Annotated in this window: 19 protein-coding genes and 1 pseudogene; 11 read left to right on the top strand and 9 right to left on the bottom strand. The window is 62.8% G+C overall.

Features of this window, described 5'->3' with window-relative positions:
* The first annotated feature begins 50 nt into the window (after positions 1-50).
* From LFL96_RS12950 to LFL96_RS12925, 6 genes are all read left to right on the top strand, one after another.
* Positions 51-1,562: an NCS1 family nucleobase:cation symporter-1 gene (locus tag LFL96_RS12950; protein ID WP_280995631.1), complete on the top strand. Its 1,512-nt coding sequence runs from the start codon at positions 51-53 to the stop codon at positions 1,560-1,562.
* A 110-nt stretch (positions 1,563-1,672) separates the two neighbouring features.
* The gene (gene hydA, locus LFL96_RS12945) at positions 1,673-3,124 is read left to right on the top strand and encodes a dihydropyrimidinase (protein ID WP_280995630.1); all 1,452 of its coding nucleotides are present in this window, start codon (positions 1,673-1,675) and stop codon (positions 3,122-3,124) included.
* Between the two features lie 394 nt (positions 3,125-3,518).
* Positions 3,519-4,307 (top strand): amino acid ABC transporter substrate-binding protein, encoded by a 789-nt coding sequence (locus tag LFL96_RS12940; protein ID WP_280995629.1) that lies wholly within the window; start codon positions 3,519-3,521, stop codon positions 4,305-4,307.
* A gap of 22 nt (positions 4,308-4,329) precedes the next feature.
* A complete protein-coding gene (locus tag LFL96_RS12935) occupies positions 4,330-5,007 on the top strand; it encodes an amino acid ABC transporter permease (RefSeq protein ID WP_280995628.1) in 678 nt (225 codons plus the stop codon).
* Entirely contained in the window at positions 5,007-5,774 is a 768-nt protein-coding gene (locus tag LFL96_RS12930; RefSeq protein ID WP_280995627.1) for an amino acid ABC transporter ATP-binding protein, read from the top strand. The genes LFL96_RS12935 and LFL96_RS12930 overlap by 1 nt, the downstream gene beginning before the upstream one ends.
* Before the next feature lie 71 nt (positions 5,775-5,845).
* Positions 5,846-6,757 carry a LysR family transcriptional regulator gene (locus LFL96_RS12925; RefSeq protein WP_280995626.1) on the top strand — a complete coding sequence of 304 codons (912 nt, stop codon included), beginning with the start codon at positions 5,846-5,848 and terminating at the stop codon, positions 6,755-6,757.
* A 67-nt stretch (positions 6,758-6,824) separates the two neighbouring features.
* Here the strand turns inward: LFL96_RS12925 and LFL96_RS12920 are convergent, their stop codons facing one another.
* From LFL96_RS12920 to LFL96_RS12910, 3 genes are all read right to left on the bottom strand, one after another.
* Positions 6,825-7,256 carry a heme-binding protein gene (locus LFL96_RS12920; protein ID WP_280995625.1) on the bottom strand — a complete coding sequence of 144 codons (432 nt, stop codon included), beginning with the start codon at positions 7,254-7,256 and terminating at the stop codon, positions 6,825-6,827.
* 468 nt (positions 7,257-7,724) lie between these two features.
* Positions 7,725-9,443 carry a 2-isopropylmalate synthase gene (leuA, locus tag LFL96_RS12915; protein ID WP_280995624.1) on the bottom strand — a complete coding sequence of 573 codons (1,719 nt, stop codon included), beginning with the start codon at positions 9,441-9,443 and terminating at the stop codon, positions 7,725-7,727.
* Positions 9,444-9,855: 412 nt separating this feature from the next.
* Entirely contained in the window at positions 9,856-10,776 is a 921-nt protein-coding gene (locus LFL96_RS12910; protein WP_280995623.1) for a methyltransferase, read from the bottom strand.
* Positions 10,777-10,973: 197 nt separating this feature from the next.
* Between LFL96_RS12910 and LFL96_RS12905 the strand changes: the two genes are divergently transcribed.
* Complete coding sequence (locus LFL96_RS12905; protein ID WP_280995622.1) at positions 10,974-11,303, top strand: hypothetical protein; 330 nt, start codon at positions 10,974-10,976, stop codon at positions 11,301-11,303.
* A gap of 325 nt (positions 11,304-11,628) precedes the next feature.
* Here LFL96_RS12905 and LFL96_RS12900 read toward each other — a convergent pair whose 3' ends face one another.
* Positions 11,629-12,315 carry a cadmium resistance transporter gene (locus tag LFL96_RS12900; RefSeq protein WP_280995621.1) on the bottom strand — a complete coding sequence of 229 codons (687 nt, stop codon included), beginning with the start codon at positions 12,313-12,315 and terminating at the stop codon, positions 11,629-11,631.
* Positions 12,316-12,765: 450 nt separating this feature from the next.
* Between LFL96_RS12900 and LFL96_RS12895 the strand changes: the two genes are divergently transcribed.
* Positions 12,766-13,380 (top strand): hypothetical protein, encoded by a 615-nt coding sequence (locus LFL96_RS12895; protein WP_280995620.1) that lies wholly within the window; start codon positions 12,766-12,768, stop codon positions 13,378-13,380.
* Positions 13,381-13,503: 123 nt separating this feature from the next.
* Here the strand turns inward: LFL96_RS12895 and LFL96_RS12890 are convergent.
* Positions 13,504-15,384 (bottom strand): annotated as a pseudogene (locus LFL96_RS12890) (glycosyl transferase family 1).
* A 206-nt stretch (positions 15,385-15,590) separates the two neighbouring features.
* Positions 15,591-16,622 (bottom strand): DUF3443 domain-containing protein, encoded by a 1,032-nt coding sequence (locus LFL96_RS12885; RefSeq protein WP_348638398.1) that lies wholly within the window; start codon positions 16,620-16,622, stop codon positions 15,591-15,593.
* On the opposite strand from LFL96_RS12885, the gene LFL96_RS37060 reads away from it, so the two are divergent.
* Positions 16,621-16,884 (top strand): hypothetical protein, encoded by a 264-nt coding sequence (locus tag LFL96_RS37060; protein ID WP_348638397.1) that lies wholly within the window; start codon positions 16,621-16,623, stop codon positions 16,882-16,884. The two genes, LFL96_RS12885 and LFL96_RS37060, sit on opposite strands and share 2 nt — an antisense overlap.
* Before the next feature lie 136 nt (positions 16,885-17,020).
* Here the strand turns inward: LFL96_RS37060 and LFL96_RS12880 are convergent, their stop codons facing one another.
* Positions 17,021-17,452: a DUF2844 domain-containing protein gene (locus LFL96_RS12880; RefSeq protein ID WP_281000734.1), complete on the bottom strand. Its 432-nt coding sequence runs from the start codon at positions 17,450-17,452 to the stop codon at positions 17,021-17,023.
* A 409-nt stretch (positions 17,453-17,861) separates the two neighbouring features.
* On the opposite strand from LFL96_RS12880, the gene bamC reads away from it, so the two are divergent.
* Positions 17,862-19,094 carry an outer membrane protein assembly factor BamC gene (gene bamC / locus LFL96_RS12875; RefSeq protein WP_280995618.1) on the top strand — a complete coding sequence of 411 codons (1,233 nt, stop codon included), beginning with the start codon at positions 17,862-17,864 and terminating at the stop codon, positions 19,092-19,094.
* Between the two features lie 237 nt (positions 19,095-19,331).
* Entirely contained in the window at positions 19,332-19,493 is a 162-nt protein-coding gene (locus LFL96_RS12870) for a hypothetical protein (RefSeq protein WP_280995617.1), read from the top strand.
* A 490-nt stretch (positions 19,494-19,983) separates the two neighbouring features.
* Here LFL96_RS12870 and LFL96_RS12865 read toward each other — a convergent pair whose 3' ends face one another.
* Together LFL96_RS12865 and LFL96_RS12860 are read right to left on the bottom strand one after the other, a co-directional pair.
* Positions 19,984-20,910, bottom strand: a complete 927-nt coding sequence (locus LFL96_RS12865; RefSeq protein WP_280995616.1) for a DMT family transporter — start codon at positions 20,908-20,910, stop codon at positions 19,984-19,986.
* A gap of 402 nt (positions 20,911-21,312) precedes the next feature.
* The gene (locus tag LFL96_RS12860; protein ID WP_280995615.1) at positions 21,313-22,911 is read right to left on the bottom strand and encodes an L-lactate permease; all 1,599 of its coding nucleotides are present in this window, start codon (positions 22,909-22,911) and stop codon (positions 21,313-21,315) included.
* Positions 22,912-22,970: the final 59 nt, after the last annotated feature.

The raw sequence follows: 22,970 nt of genomic DNA, 5'->3' as shown, positions 1-22,970 counted from the left end.
CGCGCCGTCAGAAGCCGCGCGGGTCTCAACGATCCAGTGGAGATCTTTCGATGAAGCAGACAGCGCAACCCGTCGAGCCGCAGTTCGCGGCCGGCGCGCAGGGCAGCAGTCTTTACAACGACGACCTTGCGCCGACCGGCGTCGCGCAGCGCACATGGCGGTGGTATCACTTCGCCGCGCTGTGGGTGGGGATGGTGATGAACATCGCGTCGTACATGCTCGCGGCCGGCCTGACCGAAGAGGGCATGTCGCCGTGGCAGGCGGTCGCGACCGTGCTGCTCGGCAATCTGATCGTGCTGGTGCCGATGCTGCTGATCGGCCACGCCGGCGCGAAGCACGGCATTCCGTACGCGGTGCTGGTGCGCTCGTCGTTCGGCACGCAGGGCGCGAAACTGCCGGCCATGCTGCGGGCGATCGTCGCGTGCGGCTGGTACGGGATTCAGACATGGCTCGGCGGCAGCGCGATCTACACGCTGCTGAATATCCTGACCGGCAACGCGCTGCACGGCGCGGCGCTGCCGTTTCTCGACATCTCGCTCGCGCAGCTCGCGTGCTTCCTGGTGTTCTGGGCGTTGCAGATCTACTTCATCGTGCACGGCACCGATTCGATCCGCTGGCTCGAAAGCTGGTCCGCGCCGATCAAGATCGTGATGTGCATCGCGCTCGTGTGGTGGGCGACCTCGAAGGCGGGCGGGGTGGGCGCGATGCTGTCGGCGCCGTCGCAATTCGTCGCGGGCGGCAAGAAGGAAGGCCTGTTCTGGGCCACGTTCTGGCCCGGCCTCACGGCGATGGTCGGTTTCTGGGCGACGCTTGCGCTGAACATTCCCGACTTCACGCGCTTCGCCAAAACCCAGCGCGACCAGATCGTCGGCCAGTCGATCGGCCTGCCGGTGCCGATGGCGCTGCTCTCGGTGATTTCGGTGGTGGTCACCTCGGCGACGGTGGTGATCTACGGCAAGGCGATCTGGGACCCGATCGACCTGACGAGCCGCATGACCGGCATCGGCGTGGGTGTCGCGCTGATCATCCTGACGCTCGATACGATGTGCTGCAATCTCGCGGCCAATCTCGTCGGCCCGGCCTACGATTTTTCGAGCCTGTGGCCGAAGGGCATCTCGTATCGCGCGGGCGGCATGATCACCGCGACCATCGCGATCGTGATGATGCCGTGGAAGATTCTCGCCACCACGCAGGGCTACATCTTCACGTGGCTGGTCGGCTATTCGGCGCTGCTCGGTCCGGTGGCCGGCATCCTGATGGTCGACTACTTCCTGATTCGCGGCACCCGGCTCGATCCGCGCGCATTGTTCGACGAGCACGGAGAGTACAGCTACGCCGGCGGCTGGAACATCGGCGCGGTGGTCGCGCTCGTGGTCGGCGTGCTGCCGAATCTGCCGGGCTTCCTGCATACCGCGTTTCCCGCTTCGTTCCCGAACGTGCCGGCGATCTTCAATACGCTCTACACGTATGCGTGGTTCGTGGGACTCGCGTTGGCGTCGATCGTCTATAGCGCGTGGATGAAGCTGAGCAAGGGACCGAGCGCGCGCACGGCGAGCGCCTGATTCAGGCGGGCGAGCGGACAGCAGGCACACGCGGCACGAAACACAAATCACGAATCACGAATCACGAGACACGTGGCACCGAAACCCGCAGTTCATAAGGAGGCGGCAACATGACGACCCTGATTCGCGGCGGCACGATCATCGACGCGGAGAATACGTATCGTGCGGACGTACTGTGCGCGGACCCGCAGGACGGCGGCACGATCCTGCAGATCGGCGTGGACCTGGAGGCGTCGGCGGGCGCCACGATCGTCGATGCGGGCGGCCAGTACGTGATGCCCGGCGGTATCGATCCGCACACGCACATGGAACTGCCATTCATGGGCACCACGGCGAGCGACGACTTCTACACCGGCACGGCGGCGGGGCTGTCGGGCGGGACCACGAGCATCATCGATTTCGTGATTCCGAGTCCGAAGCAGCCGCTGATGGACGCCTTTCGCGAGTGGCGCGGCTGGGCGGAGAAAGCATCGGCGGATTACGGTTTTCACGTCGCGGTCACCTGGTGGGACGAGTCCGTCTATCGCGACATGGGCACGCTGGTGCACGAACACGGGGTGTCGAGCTTCAAGCACTTCATGGCCTACAAGAACGCGATCATGGCCGATGACGAAGTGCTGGTGAACAGCTTCTCGCGCTCGCTCGAACTCGGCGCGTTGCCCACCGTGCACGCGGAGAACGGCGAGCTGGTGTTCCAGTTGCAGCGTCAATTGCTGGCGAAGGGTTTTACCGGACCGGAAGCGCATCCGTTGTCGCGGCCGCCCGAGGTGGAGGGCGAGGCGGCCAACCGGGCGATCCGCATCGCCCAGGTGCTGGGTGTGCCGGTGTATATCGTGCACGTGTCGTCGAAAGACGCGGTCGACGCGATCGCGCGAGCCCGCAGCGAAGGTCTGCGTGTATTCGGCGAGGTGCTGCCGGGCCATCTGGTGATCGACGAAGCGGTGTATCGCGATCCCGACTGGACCCGCGCCGCCGCGCACGTGATGAGCCCGCCGTTCCGTTCGGCCGAGCATCGCGAAGCATTGTGGCGCGGCCTGCAGGCCGGTCAGTTGCATACCACGGCGACGGATCACTGCGTGTTCTGCGCGTCGCAGAAGGCCATGGGGCGCGAGGACTTCACGAAGATTCCGAACGGCTGCGGCGGCGTCGAGGATCGCATGGCGGTGCTGTGGCATCACGGCGTGAATAGCGGCCGGCTCACGCCGAACGAGTTCGTGCGCATCACATCGACGAACGCCGCGCAGATCTTCAACCTGTATCCGCACAAAGGCGCGGTGCGGGTCGGCGCGGATGCGGATCTGGTGGTGTGGGACCCGAATGCGAGCAGAACCATCTCGGTGAATACGCATCATCAGAAGGTCGACTTCAACGTGTTCGAGGGGATGACCGTGCAGGGCGTCGCCATGCATACGCTGACGCGCGGCGCGCTCGCGTGGACGAACGGCGACTTGCGCGCGGTGCGCGGCGCCGGGCGCTATCTGAAACGCCCGCCGAATCCCGCTTACTTCGACGCGATCCGTGTCGCGAATAAGCTCAAGGAGCCGCATCCGGTGGAGCGCTAGGCGCCGGTTGCGAGAACACGGAGGTGGCGGCGTCGTGCCGATGCACGGCGCCGTTTTCTATTTGGGCGGCGCGTCTTCGCCGTATCGCCGCGCCTTCGCGCCGGCATCGTTCCGGTGTTTTCCCCGATGGCGTGCGCACGTCGTTCCATGATGCGATGCATGCCGCGTTCGCTTCATCTGCTATAACGTCTTCTTCGGCGTCACGGCTTCGGTCGCGGCTGTCGGCTTAGCACGTATGCGCATATTGATCGGAAACCTGATCCTTTGTAAAAAAGCAGACCGTTTGCTACAGTCCGCCCACTCCGCCGCGGCACAAGCGCGGCGGGACCTGCGGGCCTCGAACGTGGCCAACGACGCAGCACAACCGACGTAGCAATCCTGACGGAGCCCCCTGATGAAGTCGAAGTCGATTCGTTCCATTCTGCTGATCGCGCTGTTTCAAGCCGTCGCCGCAAGCTCGGCCTTCGCCGCCGACGAACTCGCGCAGATCAAGTCCGCCGGCGTGTTCAAGATCGGTACCGAAGGCACCTACGCACCGTTCACCTATCACGACGAATCCGGCAAGCTGACCGGCTTCGACGTGGAAATCGGCACGCAGATCGCGCAGCGCCTGGGCGTCAAGCCGCAGTTCGTCGAAGGCAAGTGGGACGGTCTGATCGCCGGCCTCGACGTGAACCGCTACGACGCGGTGATCAACGAAGTCGCGATCACCGACGCGCGCAAGGTGAAGTACGATTTCTCGGACCCGTACATCACGTCGCACGCAGCGTTGATCGTGCAGTCGAACAACACCACCATCAAGAATTTCGACGACCTGAAGGGCAAGAAGTCGGCGAACACGCTGACCAGCAACTTCGGCAAGATCGCGGCGGCGCACGGCGCGGAAGTGATTCCGGTGCAGGGCTTCAATGAGTCGATCGATCTGCTGACCTCGGGCCGCGTGGACGCGACCGTCAACGATTCGCTGTCGTTCCTCGACTTCAAGAAGCACAAGCCGGACGCGAAGGTGAAGATCGCCGCGCTCGACACCTCGTCGGACAGCAGCGACAAATCCGCGGTGCTGATCCGCAAGGGCAGCCCGGAACTGGTGACGGCGATCAACAAGGCGCTCGCCGACATGAAGAAAGACGGCACCTACGACAAGATCTCGCAGAAGTATTTCGGTAAAGACGTTTCCCAGTAAGCCCCAACCGCGAGTCTGAAATATGCCGGCATGGTTGCAACTGATGGCGCATTCGCTGGCGCCGCTGCTGTACGCGGGGCTGGTATTTACCGTGCCGCTGACGCTCGCGTCGTTCGCGATCGGTATCGTGCTCGCGTTCGTGGTCGCGCTGGTCCGGCTGTTCGGACCGAAGTGGGCGGTCGCGATCGTGCGTTTCTACGTGTGGCTGTTTCGCGGCTCGCCGTTGCTCGTGCAGCTGTTCGTGATCTTCTACGGCTTGCCGAACGTCGGCATCGTGCTCGATCCGCTGACGGCGGCGATCATCGGTTTTTCGCTGAACGTCGGCGCGTATAACTCCGAAGTGATACGCGGCGTGATCGAATCGATTCCGAAAGGGCAGTGGGAAGCCGCGTACTCGATGGGGATGACGCGCAGCCAGGCGCTGCGCCGCGCGATCCTGCCGCAGGCGGCGCGCGTCGCGCTGCCGCCGCTGTCCAACTCGTTCATCGCGCTCGTCAAGGACACCTCGCTCGCGGCGGTGCTGACGGTGCCCGAAGTGTTCCAGGCCGCGCAACGCATCGCCTCCGTCACCTACGAACCGCTGATTCTGTACACGGAAGCGGCGCTGGTTTATCTGGTGTTCAGCTCGGTGCTGTCGTCGGCGCAGGTCCGGCTCGAACGCAAGTTCGGCCGTCATGCTTTGTTCCAGGCAGGCAACTGATGATCCGACTGGAAAAAATCGACAAGTATTTCGGCGGGCAGCGCGTGCTCACGTCGGTGGATGTGCAGCTCGCGCCGGGCAATGTCACCGCGCTGATCGGTCCGTCCGGCAGCGGTAAAAGCACGCTGCTGCGCTGTGTGAATCTGCTGGAAATTCCCGAGTCCGGTTCGCTCGAAGTCGGCGATCAGCGGCTCGAATTCAGCCGCGACAGACAGCCGTCGCGCGATGCGGTGCTGACCATCCGGCGCCGCACCGGCATGGTGTTTCAGAACTTCCAGCTGTTTCCGCATCTGACGGTACGGCAGAACGTGATGGAAGGTCTGCTCACCGTGCAGAAGTGGGACAAGGAGAAAGCGCGCGCGCGTGCCGACGAATTGCTGGAGAAGGTCGGCATCGCGCACAAGGGCGATGCGTGGCCCGTCACGCTTTCCGGCGGTCAGCAACAACGCGTGGCGATTGCGCGCGCACTGGCGCCGTCGCCGGACGTGCTGTTATGCGACGAACCGACCTCCGCGCTCGATCCGGGTCTCGCCGCCGAAGTGGTGGAAGTGCTCAAGCAACTCGCCAACGAAGGCATGACGATGCTGATGGCCACGCACGACCTGCGGCTCGCCGCGACGATTGCGCGCGACGTGGTGTTTCTCAGCAATGGCGCGGTGAAGGAGGCGGGGCCGTCGCGCGATATCTTCATGCGGCCGCGCGAGCCGGAAACCGCGCGTTTCGTGTCGACGCTCACGCATAGTTTGCCGGATGCGTGGACGGAGTGACGCAGCCGCTAGCGTAGCGGCTTGACCCGCGAATAAACCAGCGGCCGGCCGTTGCCGCAAAGCGAACTGCCGTGACGGACTTTTCCCTGCAGGATTTTTATCTGTTCGTGCGGCTGGCCGATTCGTTGTCGGTGGCCGCCGTCGCGCGGGAACGCGACGAACATCCGAGCCAGGTGTCGCGCGCGTTGTCGCGCATGGAGGCCCAGTGTGGTCTGCGGCTCTTTCATCGCAGCACGCACGGCCTGTCGCTCACCGACGACGGCTATCTCTTTCTCGAACACGCCCGGCGTATCTGCGTCGATGCGAACCGTCTCGCGGACGATCTTGCATCGCGCGGCGACACCGTCTCGGGCGTCGTCAAAATCAGCGTGCCCTGCATTCTGGCCGAGTACGTGCTGATTCCGAAACTGCGCGAGCTTGTCGATCGGCACGCCGGCTTGAGCGTGAGCCTGCATATCTCCGACCGGGCGGTGGACATGTCGACCGAGGGCATCGACATCGCGATTCGCGCGGGCATTGCGCCGCGCGACACGCACGTCGCGCGCAAGCTCGGTGCGCATCGGCGGGCGCTGCATGCCTCGCCCGCGTATCTGGCGGCGCGCGGCACACCGCGTACGCCAGCCGATCTCGCGCAACACGACCTGATCGCGAACGCGGCGGTGACCGCCCACAACCAATGGCCGTTCCACACGCAGTTCGACGATGACGACGAATGCGCGGTCTTCCCGGTGGCCGGGCGGATTCTCGCGGACAATACGTCGGCGGTCGTTTCGCTGGTGCAGGCCAATCTGGGGATCGCGCGCCTGAACAAGGTGATCGGGGCGGGACTCGTCGCGCAGGGCAAGCTGGTGCAGGTGCTCGCCGATTACGAGGACAAGACCGAATTCGATATCTCGGCCGTGACGCTCGCCCCGAGAAACCGCGCGCCGAAGATTCGCGCGTGTCTGGAGTTTCTCACCGCGTGTTTTGCGGCGTTCAGGTGACGCGCCGCTATGCGCGGCGCGTGGCGATGCGATGCGATGCGTTACGTGGCGTTGCGTTGCGTTATGTTCAGCGCGATGCGAGCGGACCGCCGGCGACACGATCCTTGATTCTGTCGAGACCGGCCTGCGCGCAGAGCTCGTCGTCGGCGCTTCTGGGTGCGCCGCTGACGCCGATCGCCGCGATCGGTTGGCCATTCTGCTTCACCAGCACCGAGCCCGGTAGAAACAGCAGGCTCGACGTGCCGCTGCTTGCGATGGCCGGCAGCCCCGGGGCGAAGCCCGTGATCAGTTTGATCAGCGCGCTGTTGGTGTCGGCGCCCATCATCGGTCCCATGCTCATGACCGTGTAGGCCTTGCGGAACGAAAACGCTTGCGAATGGATCGGGCTGCCGTCGCCGCGGATCTGCAGCTTGATGACGCCGTCGGCGTCCACGATTGCCACGGCGACGCGAAAGCCCTTCGCTTCGCAGGCGTGGATCGTTTCGTCTGCGGCTTCCATGGCTAGCGATAGCGGGAGCGTGCCCGCCGGGGATGGCGGTTGTGATCGCGGTTGGGTTTGCGCTTGGGTTTGCGTCTGCGTCTGCGCGGTTGTGGGCAGCGATGCCGCCGCTACGGACGCTAATGCCACGAGTCGCGCCGATCGTCGGAGAAGGCGGAGAAGGGCGGATCGTTTCGCATGAAGGTGTTCGATGTTGCTCACGGGCGGGCTCGCTTTCTGGTCGTTAAAACAGGAGATGGCGCGACTATCGCAGCCAGGACTCGCGGCCGAAAGCGATGGCGATGCAATTCGGTATTGCAGATGCAGCACGAGCGGGAGCGAGCGCAGGTGCGCAATGGCGGAACAGCGTGGGAGAGTGGGGGAAGGGGAAACGAGCCTCTTGCCGAGGCAATAAAAAAGGAGCGTTCGAATCCGAACGCTCCTTCTTTCAAACTTCAGTCTTCAATTTTCGGTATCAGCGCGATGACCTCACGCCGTGGCATCCGCCGTCGCGCCGTTTAACGCGACGTCGAAGAAACGCGCCTTGGCATCCGCATTCGCGCGGTCGTACGCACGATTGACGCCACTGATCACCGCGCGGATCGACGCCGTCACCAGATTCGCGTCGATGCCCACGCCGAACGCGCTACCTGCCACGTCGGCGCCGGCCATTTCGGCCACCGCCACCGCGCGCGAATCCGAGCCTTGCGTCAATGCGCGCTCTTCGTAGTGCTGGATTCGCACCGGTGCGCCGATCGCGTGCATCAGCGCGTCCAGCGGACCGTTGCCCGCGCCGTTCAACACGCGGCGCGCGCCGTTGATCTCGACGGTGAGCTTGATGTGCTCGCGGCCGTCGCGCTCGGCAAGGCTATGGCCGATGTAATGAATCGGCGCGGTGTTCTGCACGTATTCCTGCTGGAACAATTCCCAGATCTGCGCGGACGTCACTTCCTGGCCGCTGTCGTCGGTAAAGCGCTGCACCGCGGAGCTGAAATCCACCTGCAAACGACGCGGCAACACCACGCCGTAGCTCTGTTCGAGCAGGAACGCAATGCCGCCCTTGCCCGACTGGCTGTTCACGCGGATCACGGAGTCGTAGGTACGGCCGAGGTCGGTCGGATCGATCGGCATGTAGGGCACTTCCCAGCGCGCGTCCGGCTTCTGCACGGCGAGGCCCTTCTTGATCGCGTCCTGATGCGAGCCGGAGAACGCGGTGAACACCAGATCGCCGACGTACGGATGACGCGGATGCACCGGCAACTGCGTGCATTCCTCGGCGGTACGCGCGATTTCGTTGATGTTCGAGAAGTCGAGTTCCGGATCGACGCCCTGGGTGTACAGATTCAACGCGAGCGTGACGAGGTCGACGTTGCCGGTGCGCTCGCCGTTGCCGAACAGGCAGCCTTCGATGCGATCCGCGCCGGCCATCACCGCGAGTTCGGCGGCGGCGACCGCGGTGCCGCGGTCGTTATGCGGGTGCACCGACACGATCAACGAATCGCGGCGCGCGAGGTGACGATGCATCCATTCGATCTGGTCGGCGTAGACGTTCGGCGTGGCCATTTCGACGGTGGCCGGGAGGTTGACGATCGCCTTGTGCTGCGGCGTCGGTTCCCAGATATCGAACACGGCATCGCAGACTTCCTTCGCGAATTCGAGTTCGGTGCCGCTGAACACTTCGGGGCTGTATTGCAGCGTGAAGTGCGTTTCCGGCGCGGCGTCCGCGAGACGCTTCATCGTGCGGGCGGCCTTCTGCGCGAGTTCCTTCACGCCGTTCTGGTCGAGATTGAAGACGATCTTGCGGAATTCCGGCGCAGTCGCGTTGTACAGATGGACGATCGCGCGCGGCACGCCACGCAGGGATTCGAAGGTACGCTCGATCAGATCGTCGCGCGCCTGCGTCAACACTTCGATGGTGACGTCGTCGGGAATGTGGCCGCCTTCGATCAACTCGCGCACGAAGTTGAAGTCCGTTTGCGACGCGGACGGGAACGCCACTTCGATTTGCTTGAAGCCGATCTGCACCAGCGTCTTGAACATGCGCATCTTGCGCGTTGCGTCCATCGGCTCGAACAGCGCCTGGTTGCCGTCGCGCAGGTCGGTGCTCATCCAGATCGGCGCGCGCGTGATGGTGCGCGACGGCCATTGACGATCCTTCAAGTCGATCGGCTTGAACGAGCTGTACTTGGTGGCAGGGTTCTTCAACATTTTTGTCATCCGGAAAGGTGAGACCAGAAAGCTGGCAATCGACCGGACGACGAACAGACACTACGAGGCCGCCGGTCGGGAACCGGGGCTGGGTCAGTTACTGGGGAATTGAGCGGTGCTTCGGGTGTAGCAGAATCACTTGGAAGCGCGCAGCAGCAGACCTAGCCCGGAAGAGGAGGCTAGTAGTAGCGATAGGATGGTCTGAGCGCGGTACATAGGGCGCAATAGGAACATATTATCGAGACGGCGTCAAGAGACGCCGTCGTTTGGGATGTGCGGTGGTGAGGCGGTGGGCGCCGTAGTCGAGGGGCGGCGCCGGTTGGCGTGGGATCAGGTTGGTTTGGGCCGCCGGTTGATGGGGTTGCGGGTTTGTGGGTTTGGGCCCGTTTATGCGAGAGACGGGCGCATTGCTTCAATGCGTAGGTTTTATGAAGCGCAAGGTCATGCGGTCCGATTCGCCGATCGCCGCGTATTTCGCGCGATCGACGTCGCCGCCCTTGTAGGCGGGCGGCAGCGACCAGACACCGTGCGGATAGTCCTTCGTGTCGCGAGGATTGGCATTCACCTCGCTGCGGCCGGCCAGTTCGAAGCCCGCTGCGCGCGCGTGGTCGATCACGTAGGCCTCGGTCACGTAGCCGCTGTCGATGGTCTGCTGGAGCGTCGTGCCCGGCGCCGCGCGATGTTCCTCGACGCCGAGTATCCCGCCAGGTTTGAGGACCGCGTAAAAGGCGCGCAGATTCGCGTCGATCTGACCGTCCTTGATCCAGTTGTGGATGTTGCGGAAGGTCAGCACGCGGTCGAAACGGCCTTCGGCCGGAAAACCGCTGAACTGGCCGGCGCGTAGCGTGCCGATGTCGACGTTGCCGTAGATGGCAGGCGTTGCAGCGATTTTCCGCGCGAATTCGGCGCGGCTGGCTTGGGCTTGCGCCGATGGCGCCCCCTGTGGGCCATCGTATTGCGCTTCGGCCAGCTTGCCGTGGTCGCGCAGGTACGGTGCGAGGATGTCGGTGTACCAGCCGGCGCCGGGTGCGATTTCCAGCACGGTTTGCGACGGCGTGACGTCGAAGAACTGCAAGGTTTGCGCGGGATGACGGTAGATGTCGCGCTGGCGCGCCTGATCGCCGCGCTGCGGTCCGGAAATTGCGGCGCTCAGTTGCGGATTGGCGGCAGCGATGGATGGGGGCGATGCGCTTGAATCGGCCGGTGCGCCAGGCGTGCCGGAGGCGCCGGGTGCGCCCGCATTTGCGCAGGCTGTCAGGATCAAGGCGGCGCTGGTTGTGGCGAGCGCGTTGCGTAGCGTGGCGCGCAATTTGAGAGTCGGATCGGGGTTCATGAACTCATTATCGATGGCGATCGGGCCGGACGGAAATTGGCAATCCGTATAACGATATGCGCCGTCTGAAATTAGCACGGTCGAATCCGTAGCGGGGCGCCGCGCGTATAAAAAGAGTGGCCAGCGTTTGCCGCGCGCTGACCCGACGATTTCGACATCGCGGACATGATCTTTTTTTCATTTTGCCGGAGGCAGGTATGAAACGAACGTCGAGGATATCGAGGGTAATCGGAGCGGTGCTGTGCGCTGCCGCATGCACGGTAGCGGCGCAGGCGGGCGCGCAGGGGCTGAGCACGCAGGACGACGTCAACGCACCGCAAAACAGCACGCGTCTGATGCCGAGCGCTGCGCGCGGCAGCGAATACCCGACGCACGGTAACCAGCAGGCCGGCGAGATGAACCTGAACCCGACCGACCCGCGCGCGCAACTGGTCAATGGGTTGCCGAATAATGTCAATGCGGGTGGGTATGGGGCGCCGCTTGCGGGTGTGCGGACATATGTGCAGCCGGGGACGCCGGCGAATTGAGCGGGCGGGTTTGCGTCGGCGTTGCTCTGATGTTGTTTTAACTTGAGTTGATGTTGTGTTTTCGCGTTGCGATTCGTGGCGGGGGCCGCTTGAGTTGGCGTTGCTGCCGTCTCGACGCGCGATTGCGACTGTACTTATTTGGCTCCAGGTGAAGGTGTACCTGCCGCGCGAGTTGAACGCCGTCGGGTGTGCTGATGTATCGGGTTGATTGATATCTGGGCGGTGGTTTTCGGGTTTTGGGGCGTTCCGGGGTTGGACGTTCCAGTGCTCGAACGCTCGAACGCTCGAACGCTCGCGTGCAATCTAGCGTGCAATGCTTGAGCGTTCACCAGTCGAAAACGATTCGCAGTGTGTCGTTCTGGACGATGACCGATACCCCGATCACAAGCAGAATCAGCGGCAACAATGCCGTGCCGTAACGCCGGATCGGCGCGCCAAGCAGCGGATGCTCGACCAGCCAGACCGCGCCGGCGCACCAAAGCCCGATCATCGCGATAAATACCAGCGTGATAAACATCCCGTTGGCGTGCGAATGACTCGCGTACAACGGTACATAGACCGCGATGTTGTCCGACCCGTTCGCAACCGCCACGCAAGCGACCGTCCACCAGGACGAGCCTTTCAATGGCGCCGGTCGTGACTCTTTAAGTTCTTTAAGTCTCTCAGTTTTTTTCGCGCTTTCCGATTGGTCGGCGTTTTCGGCCTGGTCGTGCTCCTTCAGCGAGTCCGTTTTGTGTCTCCGGTCGGCTGGCCCGAAGCGCTCCCATGCCTTGGCGAGTCCCACTCCGATCGGCAAGATGCCGAGCAAACCGACGTACCCCTCCGGTAGCCGGGTCAGCAGCGCGGCGAGTAGCGTCGCGGCGGCGATCAAGGCCAGCGATCCGGCAAACTGTCCAGCAATCACGCGACGCCGCTTGCGCCCAGCTTCCGCGAGGAACGCGAGCAGGACGAACAGGTTGTCGATGTTGGTCGCGGCATAGGCTGCGACGGCGAGCAGGGCAAGGCTAAGCATGCGATGAACGGGTCGATGTCGGGTTGATAAGGCCTAATCGCGGGCAGGTTTGCGCCGGCGTTGTCACGTATCGCGGAATGGCGGCTTGGCTCGGGCGAGGCGCGCAACACGGAGGCGAAACATGGGACACGAAACGGCGGCCGGTCAACACGATGCCGGTGTGAAGCGTGCAGGTCAAGGTGGAAGGGGCGTGCGTCTGTGGGCGTCGGGGTGGTTTTCGGTGTGTTCCTGATGCGTTGTGCGTTCTGTGGGTGCTTCGTGTGATTTTTGTAATTTGCGCGGTTGAGCCTTGGCTTGCGATGTTTGTGGCTGCGTGTGGTTTTCTGCAGGTTTTCCTGTCCTTTGTAGGTGTGTTAGCGGGCGATCGCATGGCCCTTCGCTGCGGTTGCATGACGTCGGGTAATGGCCCCATAAGCTACAATTGCCGACGGCTTGAAAAACGGAACGTCAATGAAGATTCGCATTCTCTCCCTCGTCTGCGTCACGAGCGCTGCCTCGCTACTGGCAGGCTGCATGGCTGTCTATAAAAACTCGGACGCATGCGAACAGTTGATGCGGAGCAAGCTCGCCGAAACCTCGTCGGACACGTTGAAAATCGACCATACCGGTGCCGGAATTGCCGGTTCACGCGTCGTTGTCGAAGGGACGATCGAACATGTGATGACTGCGTCGGAAGTGGCTGCAGCAACGCCGCCGACGGCCGCCAAAACAGTGAGCGCTTCGGCTGCATCCGCCGCTTCGGGGGCTGCGGCATCTTCGGCGGCGGTGGCCGCAGCGGCGTCGGGTGCGCGTGTGGCACCGGCCGGGGCGTCGGCGGCCGGTAGTGCGGCGGGTGTCTCTGATGCGGCCGCTACGTCCACGGAGTCTGCTGCTTCGGGCGTGTCTGGGGCATCGAGCGTCGCACTCGCTTCAAGTGTTAATGCGCTGTCGCTCAAGAGTACCAAGCCGAAAAAAACGACCACACCGGCTGCCGCTGAGTGCACGTTCCACGGTCCGACGCTGGGTATCTTCACGTGGCTGGCCCCAGCCAAACTGGCTACGCCGCCGGCTGAAGCCGCCGAATAGCGGGTGGGTCGAGTTCGGAGCAGCGGAGCACAACAGCGCTGCAGCGAGTAAAGCTGCCGACACCTGCATTTTCTGATTCCGACAAGGCCGTGACCCGAACTGGCTCCATCGGGCCAGCAAACCTCAAGCCATTGGCTCCACGCGATGGTTTTTCCTTTCCCGCAACAACTTGCGCACGGCCTCTCCAAAAGCCTGTGGCCGCCCTTCGAAGCATTGGTTCACCGCGTGCGTGTCAATCAAATGTTGTCGTAGGGCCGTGCGTTCGACGTGCCCGTTAATCATCCGTAACGCGGCGGCGATGTAGTCTTCGATGCTATCCGCTGTAGTCCAAGACGGCATGCCCACGCGTTCGAACAGGGCGCCGTCGATCCGCTCGAACACCTCTGCGCCGCGTTTGCACACGCCCGGCAGCCCGAAGGTGAGCGCGTCGACGATGCCATTGGTATTGCCGAACGGAAATGGGCTGAGAAAAAGATCCGCATTGTTGACGTGTTCCAGATAACTTGCGTAGTCGAGAAATCCATGGACGACGGATCGCGGCAACACCTGGCCGATTGCATCACGCATGCGATCGAGCGGTAGACCCGCGGGAACGCCGCTCATGAAGTGAAACTCGACCGGCGTCGCGGCTCGTTCGCTTATTTCGCGACATGCGTCGAGAAATCCGGGATTCAGTTTCATTGCGCTGGCCGTGACGATTACTCGCAGCGTCTCGCGGACAGGTGGAATTCGCGCAGCGACATCCGGCAATGAAACCGAAGGACGGTATGGCTGGCCATCCTTCGGCAGCTTCATCAAGCGTTCGCTAAAACGCACCGGGTCGCCGACGTAATCCGCTTCGACACTGACGAAATCGATCTTGTCGGAATGCGTGGTGGCTGGATGTCCGAGCCCAGCGATTTGCAGCGGCGCCACGCGCAGATTCGACATGAATATGCTCAACACGAACATGCCGACGCTGGGCATATACAGCACGTCCGGCTTCTCGGCTTCGGCGAAATCGCGAATGGTTTTCAGGCATTCGCCGATGTATTCCGGTTGCTCCAGTTCAATAAACCGGTCGAATACCACGCGTCCGATATCGTCGATCGCATAGCCGAAGCCGAAAGCCACGACCTCGAAATGCTCGCGAGCAGCTTCGAGCGTGCGGGAGTGTGTGCGGTAAATCGAGTGTGCGCCGCCGAACCATTCCAGTAAGACAAGCATTAGCGGTTTCTTGCGGCGCCGGATGCGCTGCTTCTCCGGAACCGGTGCCGCATGCGACGCGGCAATATCGGTTAGCCCTAACTGCGCGAGCTTGCGTCGCACCAGCACGTTGATGTCACGCTTGATTTCGTGCCGTCGCGGCGATTCCGCGTAACTGCAAAACATATAGGCGTTGTGCAACAACGCGGTGGGAAGGTCATCGAGATCGTCGATCTGCTGTAACTTGCCGGGTAGCCATTCGATCAGCGCCTCACGTTTAAGATGGGCGCTCGGCGAACCCTTGAAAAGCGGCGCCATCAGAACAAGCGCAAGACTCGCCGCGAGGGTTTTGTCATACGCCCATAGCGCGGCGAAGTTCAGTTCCAGTTCCGATTCGGTGGAATAGAGTACACACAGTTTCTCGACAAAGCTGTCTCCTGATAGAAACTGGCCGTTGTCGGCGCCGCGCGGGTTCAGGTGACGCGCGAGCGCGTCTGCATTGCCAAACGGCGATGTGGCAAACACGAGGCCGAGCCATTCGTGCAGCGTCATGAAGAGACTGAAGCACTCGGGCGGCAGCTCGAAATCCGGGTCGGCAAACAAGGCGGACGACGCGCTCGCCAGTCGCGTGCAGAAACGTTGACGTTGCTCATGCGGCTGAAGATCCAGCATGCCCGACGCGAAGAAATGCTCATCCAGCTACCCACGCGTATGCTGGAGAAGCGCTAATGCGGCAATAAGCTGGATCGACGCTTTGACGTGCTGGCGTGTATAGACGAGATGCTCGAAATGGTCGAGCGAAAAAGTGGCTTCTTTCATCGTGCAGTTCTTGAAAATGCGGATGACTAACGACAATGAAGTTGTGCCGCATCAACGGCATTCAATGGTGGCTAGTCGAGTCCGCAAATTATCGCAGGCACGGAGTATCAAATTTGTATGTCGTGCTAGTTTGGGAAATTTCCGCGACCAAATTCCCGTCTATCTGACGGGCACTTGGACGGCGATTTTCGGAGTGCATTTCATGGTCAGAACGCGTAATATGGCCCGGCTCCAACTGATGTCACGCGCGAGTCGATCGCTGTATAGATTCGCCGTCCGAAGAAAAATGGAAGCCCCCAGCCGAACGCGTTGCTGGCAACCCCGGCCAGGTTGTCGAATGCGTTGTTGGCCGATGCGAAGAGGGTGCTTGAATTGCCAATCTCGAACGAAACGGTGTTCGTTGCGCCGTCCGTACCTGTGATCGCGGCGTTGGCCGACTGTGTTGTGCTGGGGCAGTACCAGAGTCCGCACTGTGTGAGTAGGGCGTTGCTGAAGAAGAGTCCGTTCGAACCGCTATCGATATAGCTTTGCGTGTAGGTACGGCCCGCGCTTGTCGTGACGACATAGCCCGTTTGTGCATTGACCTTGATGACCTCCGCGCCGCTTAGTGTGTTGTTCGTCTGTGTGTCGATGCCGAAAATCAGCGAGCCGGACACGCTGACCGCGCCGGTGTCTGGAATGGCGGGGAGGTCGATTACGACGCCATTGTTGTCGAGCGCGAAGCGGCTGACCGGATTGGTCACCTGTTGCGCCAGGGCTTGGGCGGTGGCCACGCAAGCGCTGCCGCTAGCGCCGCAGTTGTAGTACCAGCGTGGCAGTGCCGCTGTTACGCAGCCGGCGCCGCAATCGTTGGCGAACAGGCCGATACCGAGTATGCCGTTCGCGCGCAGGCTCGAGACCGTTTGCATGGCTAAGCCGGAGCCTGCGCAGTCGGCGGGAACGTTGGGAAGCGCAGCGTCGGCTATCACATGGACGGGAATCGCCGCGGCCAGTTGACCGGCCATGCGCACGTCGGCGCTGCGTACCGCGCCCCATGTGTAGCCGCTGCCGAATATCGCGCATTCGCCCGTAATGCTGCCGGCGCCGCCACCCGACGGAACCGCTGCGAGAGACACATTCGGCGGCAGTGCGGACGCGAGAATGCGCAGGCCGTTGGAACCGGTGTCGACCTGGACGTTGTCGATCGTCGCGCAGTTGCTTGTTCCGGGCTGGCAAACGGTAACGCTAGTCGTCAGCATGTTGCGTGTCAGACCTGGCGCGGTCGTGACCATGACCGGCTGGACGTTCGGTGTGGTCGACTGCGGTATCGGCGTCGTCGAGCCAGTACCGGGCGTGCTGGGCGACGTACTGGTGGAAGGTGGGGGCATCGTGCTGGTCTGGCTGCCGGTTGCAGGTGTATCGCCGCTGCTGCCTCCACCTCCGCCGCAGCCCGTCAGGGTCGCGAAGGCGGCGAGGGAGATTGCCAGGGCAAGGAGAGTGGGCGCGGAAGTCATGGTGTAAGCGAGGTCTCCGGATTGTTCATTTTGGGTGCTGTGGAATCGCTAGAAATCTCGAACGCAAAGCGAGCGGGTAAGGGCCAGACGTCTCGACTGGTGGCGCCCACACGGTTTATCGGTCTGCATGTTCCGAGCGCGGTCTATTGGAAATCGTCCGCCGTGACGCCGGATGGCAACGCCGCTGGCAGCCATGCGCGACCCGCATAGCTGCGCATCGGCCCGCCGGACTCGACGATCACATCCGGCCGCTCGATCCGCGACGCGTGCAGGTTGCCTCCCGAGGCCGAAGCCAGCGCCGCCGCCGCGCCGACTCGATACGATTCAACATGGAGTCCGAGCAACGCACGCAGATCGGGCATGGTCGGGCCCTGCCAGGTATAGGCGACGATCAGTCCGGTGCTGGTCGCGTATTCGTTGATCGTCGTGGCCCCAGCGTCGGTGAACGTGCGTACGCGCAGGGCGCCGTTCAGCAGGACGCGCGGCGGTCCGGCGACCGAGCTGCCGTGGAGCGACATCGTGCCGCCCAATTCGGCATGTGCGGGCACGCTCGCGCCCAGGACGGGGAAGGCCATCACGACAACAATCAACGCGGAGAGAAGGCGTGGCGTTCGCATGGCAGTGGGCCTCGCAATGGAAGGGCTGAATCTTTATTGAGACGTTCAATTCAAGATAACACTCAGGTATCCAGAGCTTTTCCCGATAGGCGATCCGGGCCGCCGCGCCGTCTCAATATTGACGCGCTGCAGCGCCCGAAAGCGCCTTTTAAAACAAACGTCTGACGCAATCAGAGGATCGATCTGACAGTCGTTTAGGAAAAGTTTCAGACTGTGAAATGAACTGGCCGACGTGCCTTAACCCAGGCGCCGGCGCTGCTCATTTCATGGGCAGAACCCGGTTTTTGCACATGACTCGCCGGGATCGGTAAAATGTTGGGTTGATCCACGGAAACTTGCCGTGGCGTAGCGGAAGGATTCCCTGAACATGACTGATCTTCGTCTTACCAAGCGGTTTGCAGTAATGCTGATGGCAGGCGGTCTGGTCGCCGGCTGCGGCACGTCGTCGCCGACCAAAATCGACTACAAGAGCGACTCGAAATCGAAGCAGGTGTCACTTGCCGTCCCGCCGAACATGATCGATGAGACGGCCGATCAGCGTTCGTTGCCCCCGCAAGGCGGCGAAACGTCGTTGTCCACGCTCCAGCAGGTCCAGGCGCAGGCGCCGTCGGCGAATTCCACGGTGGTCGTGCCGCCGGTCAGCGGCATGCATATCCAGCGCGACGGCACGGAAAGCTGGCTGGTGCTCGACAACAAGACGCCGGATCAGGCATGGGCGCAGATTCGTCGTTTCTGGCAGGAGCAGGGCTTTCTGCTGGTGGTCGACCAGCGCGACAAGGGCGTGATGGAAACCGACTGGAACGAAACCCACGCGCAGATCAACGACGGCTTGATCCGCAACACGCTGTCCAAGGCGATGGGCAACAGCTACGTCGCTTCCGTGCGTAACAAGTACCGCACGCGTCTGGAGGCGGCGCCGAACGGCGGCACGTATGTGTTCGTCAGCGAAAAGGGTTTGCGCGAGGTCGTCACGGGGACGAATAACGATTCGACCAAGTGGGAAGCCAAGCCGAACGATCCAGGTCTGGAACAGGAATATCTGAAGCGTCTGATGGCGGCGCTGGCGCTGGCCAATTCGCGCACGTCGGGCAGCACGCCGGGCGCGGAACTGTCGCCGGCCGGTACGCAAACGGCGCCGAACGCGGCAACCTCGGGCGCCAGGTCGGCGGCAGCGGCGGTTGCGGCTCAGAACGTCGCGTTGTCGGCGCAGCAGCCCATGCCGGACGCGGATTCGTCGGCGGGTACGTCGGCGCAATTCTCGTCGACGGAACTCACGCTGGGCGAGCCGTATGACCGCGCATGGCTGCGCGTGGGCCTCGCGCTCGATCGCAGCAACTTCACCGTCGACGACCGCGATCTGACGCGCGGCCTGTACTTCGTGCGTTACGTCGATCCGAAGGATCTGACTTCGGCGGAACAGGGCTTCTGGAGCCAGGTTTTCCATGGCAAGAAGGAAAAAGTTGCCAAGCAGTATCTCGTGAACGTCCGCGCGGTGACGCCGAATCAGACTCGCGTGGCTGTCGTCACGGACAAGGGCGACATCGACCAGAGCCCGCAGGCCAAGCAGATCATGAGTCTGATGGTCGACCAGCTGCACTGAGCGACATCGCTGCAAGCGCCGCGCAGCAAGCCTTGGCAGGCTGCGCACGCAGAAGCATCAGAAAAAACCGCCCGGTTCACGCCGGGCGGTTTTTTTTTGGACGTTGGGTGCCTGGGCAGCCGTATTGCACGTGTTCATCCGTCGTCGTGCGTGTTCTTCATCGCGAACTCAACTGCGCATGCGTTTTGCTTGGCTCCGCTGTACCGGGATCGACCGGTACTCAACGGGGAGTTGGCCATGTTCGATGTGATTCCTTACTGGATGTGGGCGGCGAGCTTGCTCGTCCTTGCGCTCGTCTGTGGCGCGGCGTTGAATCCACGCGAAGCACGGCCGCCGACCGGACTACGGATGCGGCATGGCGTGGCGCATCACCATCGCCCGAAGGGGCCGTCGTTTTGAGCCGGATCCGCCTGACGTACGTGGCCGGTCCGCGTATGAATCGAACGTATGCGGCCGCCGTGTGCGGCCGCGTGTAACGTGACGTTACCCCGGTGACGTAACTGTCGCCAGCCGCTTCAGCCCCGCCTTTCACCTCGCCGTCTCGCAATAAATATCTATAAAAATCAATTAATTGCGAGATTGTCGCGCGGAAAATCTCAAACTGGCACGCAAGCTGCTTTTAAAGACTCATGGGGCCGGATTGCATGATCCGACGTGAGTTTTCCAATTCAATCCACGGTTCCAGTATGTTCCAGACGATTCCAGCCGCGACCGATGAGTCGCGGTGGCGCCTGATGACGGCTCGCGCATGAGACGCGCGGCCTCGGTGGCCCCGTCGCCTATCCTCGTAGGGCGACGGTTTCGCCCGCACTCCGAAAGAGTGCGGGCTATTTTTTTGCGCGCGAAAAGTGGTGGCGTGGTTTTACGCGGGTCGCCCGCGCGTCAAGTGTCAAGTGCCCGCGCGACGCGTCCCCGTGCCCGGCAGCCGCTTGATCACCCCCGTGGCGAGCGCGGTGCCCACCAGAATCACGCCGCACCCTTCGAGCATGCCCGGCGACACGCTTTCGCCAAGAAACAGCGCGCCCCACAGAATGCCGAAAATCGGAATCACGAACGTCACCGTGATGGCGCGCGCCGGCCCGGCCACCGCGATCAAATGGAAGAACAACATGTACGCGACACCGGTGCAGGCGACGCCGAGCGCGATCACCGCGCCCCACGCATGCAGCGAGATTGGCGCGGCAGGCCAGTAGATCACCGCGAGCGGCAGCAGCACGATGGTGGCGCCGGTCATCGTGCCGGTGGCGACGGTGAGCGCATCGACGCCGGTCAGGTGGCGCTTCGTGTAGTTCGCGGCGATGCCGTACAGCAGCGTTGCGGCGAGCGCGGCGCCGGCGGCCAGCGCGGTGCCGAGCGGCGTCGCGGTCGAACCGTTCGGCGCGGCGATCTGATCCCACACCAGCATCAGCACGCCGAGAAAGCCGATCACGAGGCCAAGCGTGCGCATCCCGCTGAGACGATCGCGCAACCACACGAAACCGACCAGCGCACCCCACAGCGGCGTGCTCGCGTTGATCACCGACGTCACGCCCGCCGACAGCGTCAACTCCGCATAGGCAAACAGACAGAACGGCGCCGCCGAATTGAGGATGCCGACCACCAGCAGCGGAAACGCGCGCGTGCGCAGGATCGTCGCGGATTGCTGCCACGGCCGCCGTGCAATCAGCACGATGGCGAGGAATGCCGCGCCGATGCCGACGCGCAGCGCCATCAGCGGCGCCACGCCGAAATCGGTCACGCCGACCCGGATGAACAGAAACGACGCGCCCCACAGGGCGGCGAGGATCAGCAGTTGGAGGAGGTTTTTGGCTTTCATCGTGGGGGCGCCGCGCGCGGTTGAGTCGAGACGCCCAGGCATCGTAGCAGCGCGGTTCTGCGAAACGTTTCAGCGTGGAATGAAACGGCAAGAACCGGGAGATAAGGGGCGTCTGATAGCCGAGATCGTAAGCGCCGCGGCGGCATCCGCAAAACGAGCAATTCTCACGCTGTTGTGAGAAAAATTACGATGAAAAGCGTTGCCCTGTGGAAAAGGCTCAAGTGGGGCAAGGATCAAGCGTGCGGGGCGTGAATTATTTTGCGGCACGGCGCCGGTTGTCAGTACGGAAACCCGGAGCCGAATGAAAAAAGAGGCACAAGCCAAATGGCCCGTGCCTCTTCATCGGCTCGACAGCAACCCGAACCTGACGCTGTCCGGCAAGCCGAACCCGGGCCAATCCGCTCAGTGCGGAATCATCCCCTGCAACACATTTTGCTGCAGCCACACCAGCAGCCCCAGCAGGACGGTCAACAGAATCGAATGCTTGAACGTCCGCGCGAACACGACGCCTTCCTTGCCTTTGAGTTCGGTGGTCGCCACGCCGGTCGAGATGTTCTGCGGCGAGATCATCTTGCCCATCACGCCGCCCGACGAATTGGTCGCCGCCATCAGCACCGGATTCAGATTCAACTGATGGGCCGCCACCACCTGCAGGTTGCCGAACAGCGCGTTGCCCGACGTATCGCTGCCCGACAGGAACACCGCGACCCAGCCGAGGAACGCCGACACCAGCGGAAAGAACGGCCCGACCGACGCCACGCCGAGCCCGAGCGTATAGGTGAGCCCTGAATAGTTCATCAGATACGCGAGTCCGACGATGGTCGCCACCGTCAGAATGGCGATCCGCGTCTGCACCCACGTATCGGCGATCGCCTTGCCGAATTCGCTCGCGCTGAGTCCGACCACGAATGCCGTGATGACCGCGGCGACCAGGATCGCGGTGCCGGTCGCGAGCGGCTGGAAGTCCCAGACCGCGCCGTATGGCGTGTTGTACAGCGTGATGAAGACTGCCTTGTCGAGACCGGGCCAGGGCACCTTGACGTCACCGATCAGGAAAATTTTCGCCACGGTCCATACGATCACGACCACCGACACGATGATCCACGGATACCAGCCCTGGCCGCCGCCGATCTTGCCGCGCACCTCGTTCACCCGGTCGATGTTGACCGCGAACTTCGGATCGGCGGCCGGCTTCCAGACGCGCAGGAACGCGATCGTCACGATCAGCGACACCATCGACGACAGCACGTCGGTGAGGCTGTAGTTCACGTAGTTCGACGCGACGAACTGGGTGAGCGCGAAGCTGAGCCCGGAGACCAGCAGCACCGGCCACACCCGCAGCATGTTGCGAAAGCCCGCGTACACGCCGATCACGTAGAACGGCAGCAGGAACGCGAAGAACGGCAACTGGCGGCCGACCATCTTCGCGAGCGAATCGGCGGGCAGGTGCGTGACCGCGCCGAGCACGGTGATCGGCACGCCCAGCGCGCCGAACGCGACCGGGGCGGTGTTGAAGATCAGCGTGAAGGTGAGCGCTTCGAGCGTCGGGAAACCGAGCAGGATCAGCAGCGAACTCGTAATGGCGACCGGCGTGCCGAAGCCCGAAATCCCTTCGAGCAATGCGCCGAACGAAAAGCCGATCACCACCAGCACCACGCGCCGGTCGTTCGGCAGGTTGTCGATCATCCACATGCGAAAGGCCGCGAAGCGGCCCGAGCGTTGCGAGATGTTGTAGAGCAGGATCGCCGTGAACACGATCCACATGACCGGCCAGCAGGCGAACACGGCGCCGGCGGCGACCGCGTTCAACGCGAGGCCGACCGGAAACTGCCAGACCAGCACGGCCACGATCAGGCCGGTGATCAAGCCCGCGAGCGACGCCTGCCAGGCCGGCCGGCGCGCCCAGCCCAAGAGGAGCAACACGACGACGATCGGCAGAACGGCGACCAGGAACGACGGCAACAAGGCGTTGCCGACCGGAGTGAGTAGTTGATGAAACATCGCGTCTCCTTCGTTGTTGTTCGGACTCGACGCGGGACTACGCACGACCGGCGCGTCGC

It is taken from the genome of Paraburkholderia sp. D15 (genome assembly GCF_029910215.1).
In the GTDB taxonomy this organism is placed as follows: domain Bacteria; phylum Pseudomonadota; class Gammaproteobacteria; order Burkholderiales; family Burkholderiaceae; genus Paraburkholderia.
This window is presented reverse-complemented; position numbering and strand designations above follow the sequence as displayed.

Coding starts and splice junctions, on each gene's coding strand:
- LFL96_RS12870 (WP_280995617.1), top strand. CDS start 19,332: ATGTTCGATGTGATTCCTTACTGGATGTGGGCGGCGAGCTTGCTCGTC.
- LFL96_RS12905 (WP_280995622.1), top strand. CDS start 10,974: ATGAAACGAACGTCGAGGATATCGAGGGTAATCGGAGCGGTGCTGTGC.
- LFL96_RS12930 (WP_280995627.1), top strand. CDS start 5,007: ATGATCCGACTGGAAAAAATCGACAAGTATTTCGGCGGGCAGCGCGTG.
- LFL96_RS37060 (WP_348638397.1), top strand. CDS start 16,621: ATGTTGCGTGTCAGACCTGGCGCGGTCGTGACCATGACCGGCTGGACG.
- LFL96_RS12935 (WP_280995628.1), top strand. CDS start 4,330: ATGCCGGCATGGTTGCAACTGATGGCGCATTCGCTGGCGCCGCTGCTG.
- LFL96_RS12950 (WP_280995631.1), top strand. CDS start 51: ATGAAGCAGACAGCGCAACCCGTCGAGCCGCAGTTCGCGGCCGGCGCG.
- LFL96_RS12940 (WP_280995629.1), top strand. CDS start 3,519: ATGAAGTCGAAGTCGATTCGTTCCATTCTGCTGATCGCGCTGTTTCAA.
- LFL96_RS12895 (WP_280995620.1), top strand. CDS start 12,766: ATGAAGATTCGCATTCTCTCCCTCGTCTGCGTCACGAGCGCTGCCTCG.
- bamC (WP_280995618.1), top strand. CDS start 17,862: ATGACTGATCTTCGTCTTACCAAGCGGTTTGCAGTAATGCTGATGGCA.
- leuA (WP_280995624.1), bottom strand. CDS start 9,443: ATGTTGAAGAACCCTGCCACCAAGTACAGCTCGTTCAAGCCGATCGAC.
- LFL96_RS12885 (WP_348638398.1), bottom strand. CDS start 16,622: ATGCTGACGACTAGCGTTACCGTTTGCCAGCCCGGAACAAGCAACTGC.
- LFL96_RS12900 (WP_280995621.1), bottom strand. CDS start 12,315: ATGCTTAGCCTTGCCCTGCTCGCCGTCGCAGCCTATGCCGCGACCAAC.
- LFL96_RS12920 (WP_280995625.1), bottom strand. CDS start 7,256: ATGGAAGCCGCAGACGAAACGATCCACGCCTGCGAAGCGAAGGGCTTT.
- LFL96_RS12880 (WP_281000734.1), bottom strand. CDS start 17,452: ATGGCCTTCCCCGTCCTGGGCGCGAGCGTGCCCGCACATGCCGAATTG.
- LFL96_RS12865 (WP_280995616.1), bottom strand. CDS start 20,910: ATGAAAGCCAAAAACCTCCTCCAACTGCTGATCCTCGCCGCCCTGTGG.
- hydA (WP_280995630.1), top strand. CDS start 1,673: ATGACGACCCTGATTCGCGGCGGCACGATCATCGACGCGGAGAATACG.
- LFL96_RS12860 (WP_280995615.1), bottom strand. CDS start 22,911: ATGTTTCATCAACTACTCACTCCGGTCGGCAACGCCTTGTTGCCGTCG.
- LFL96_RS12910 (WP_280995623.1), bottom strand. CDS start 10,776: ATGAACCCCGATCCGACTCTCAAATTGCGCGCCACGCTACGCAACGCG.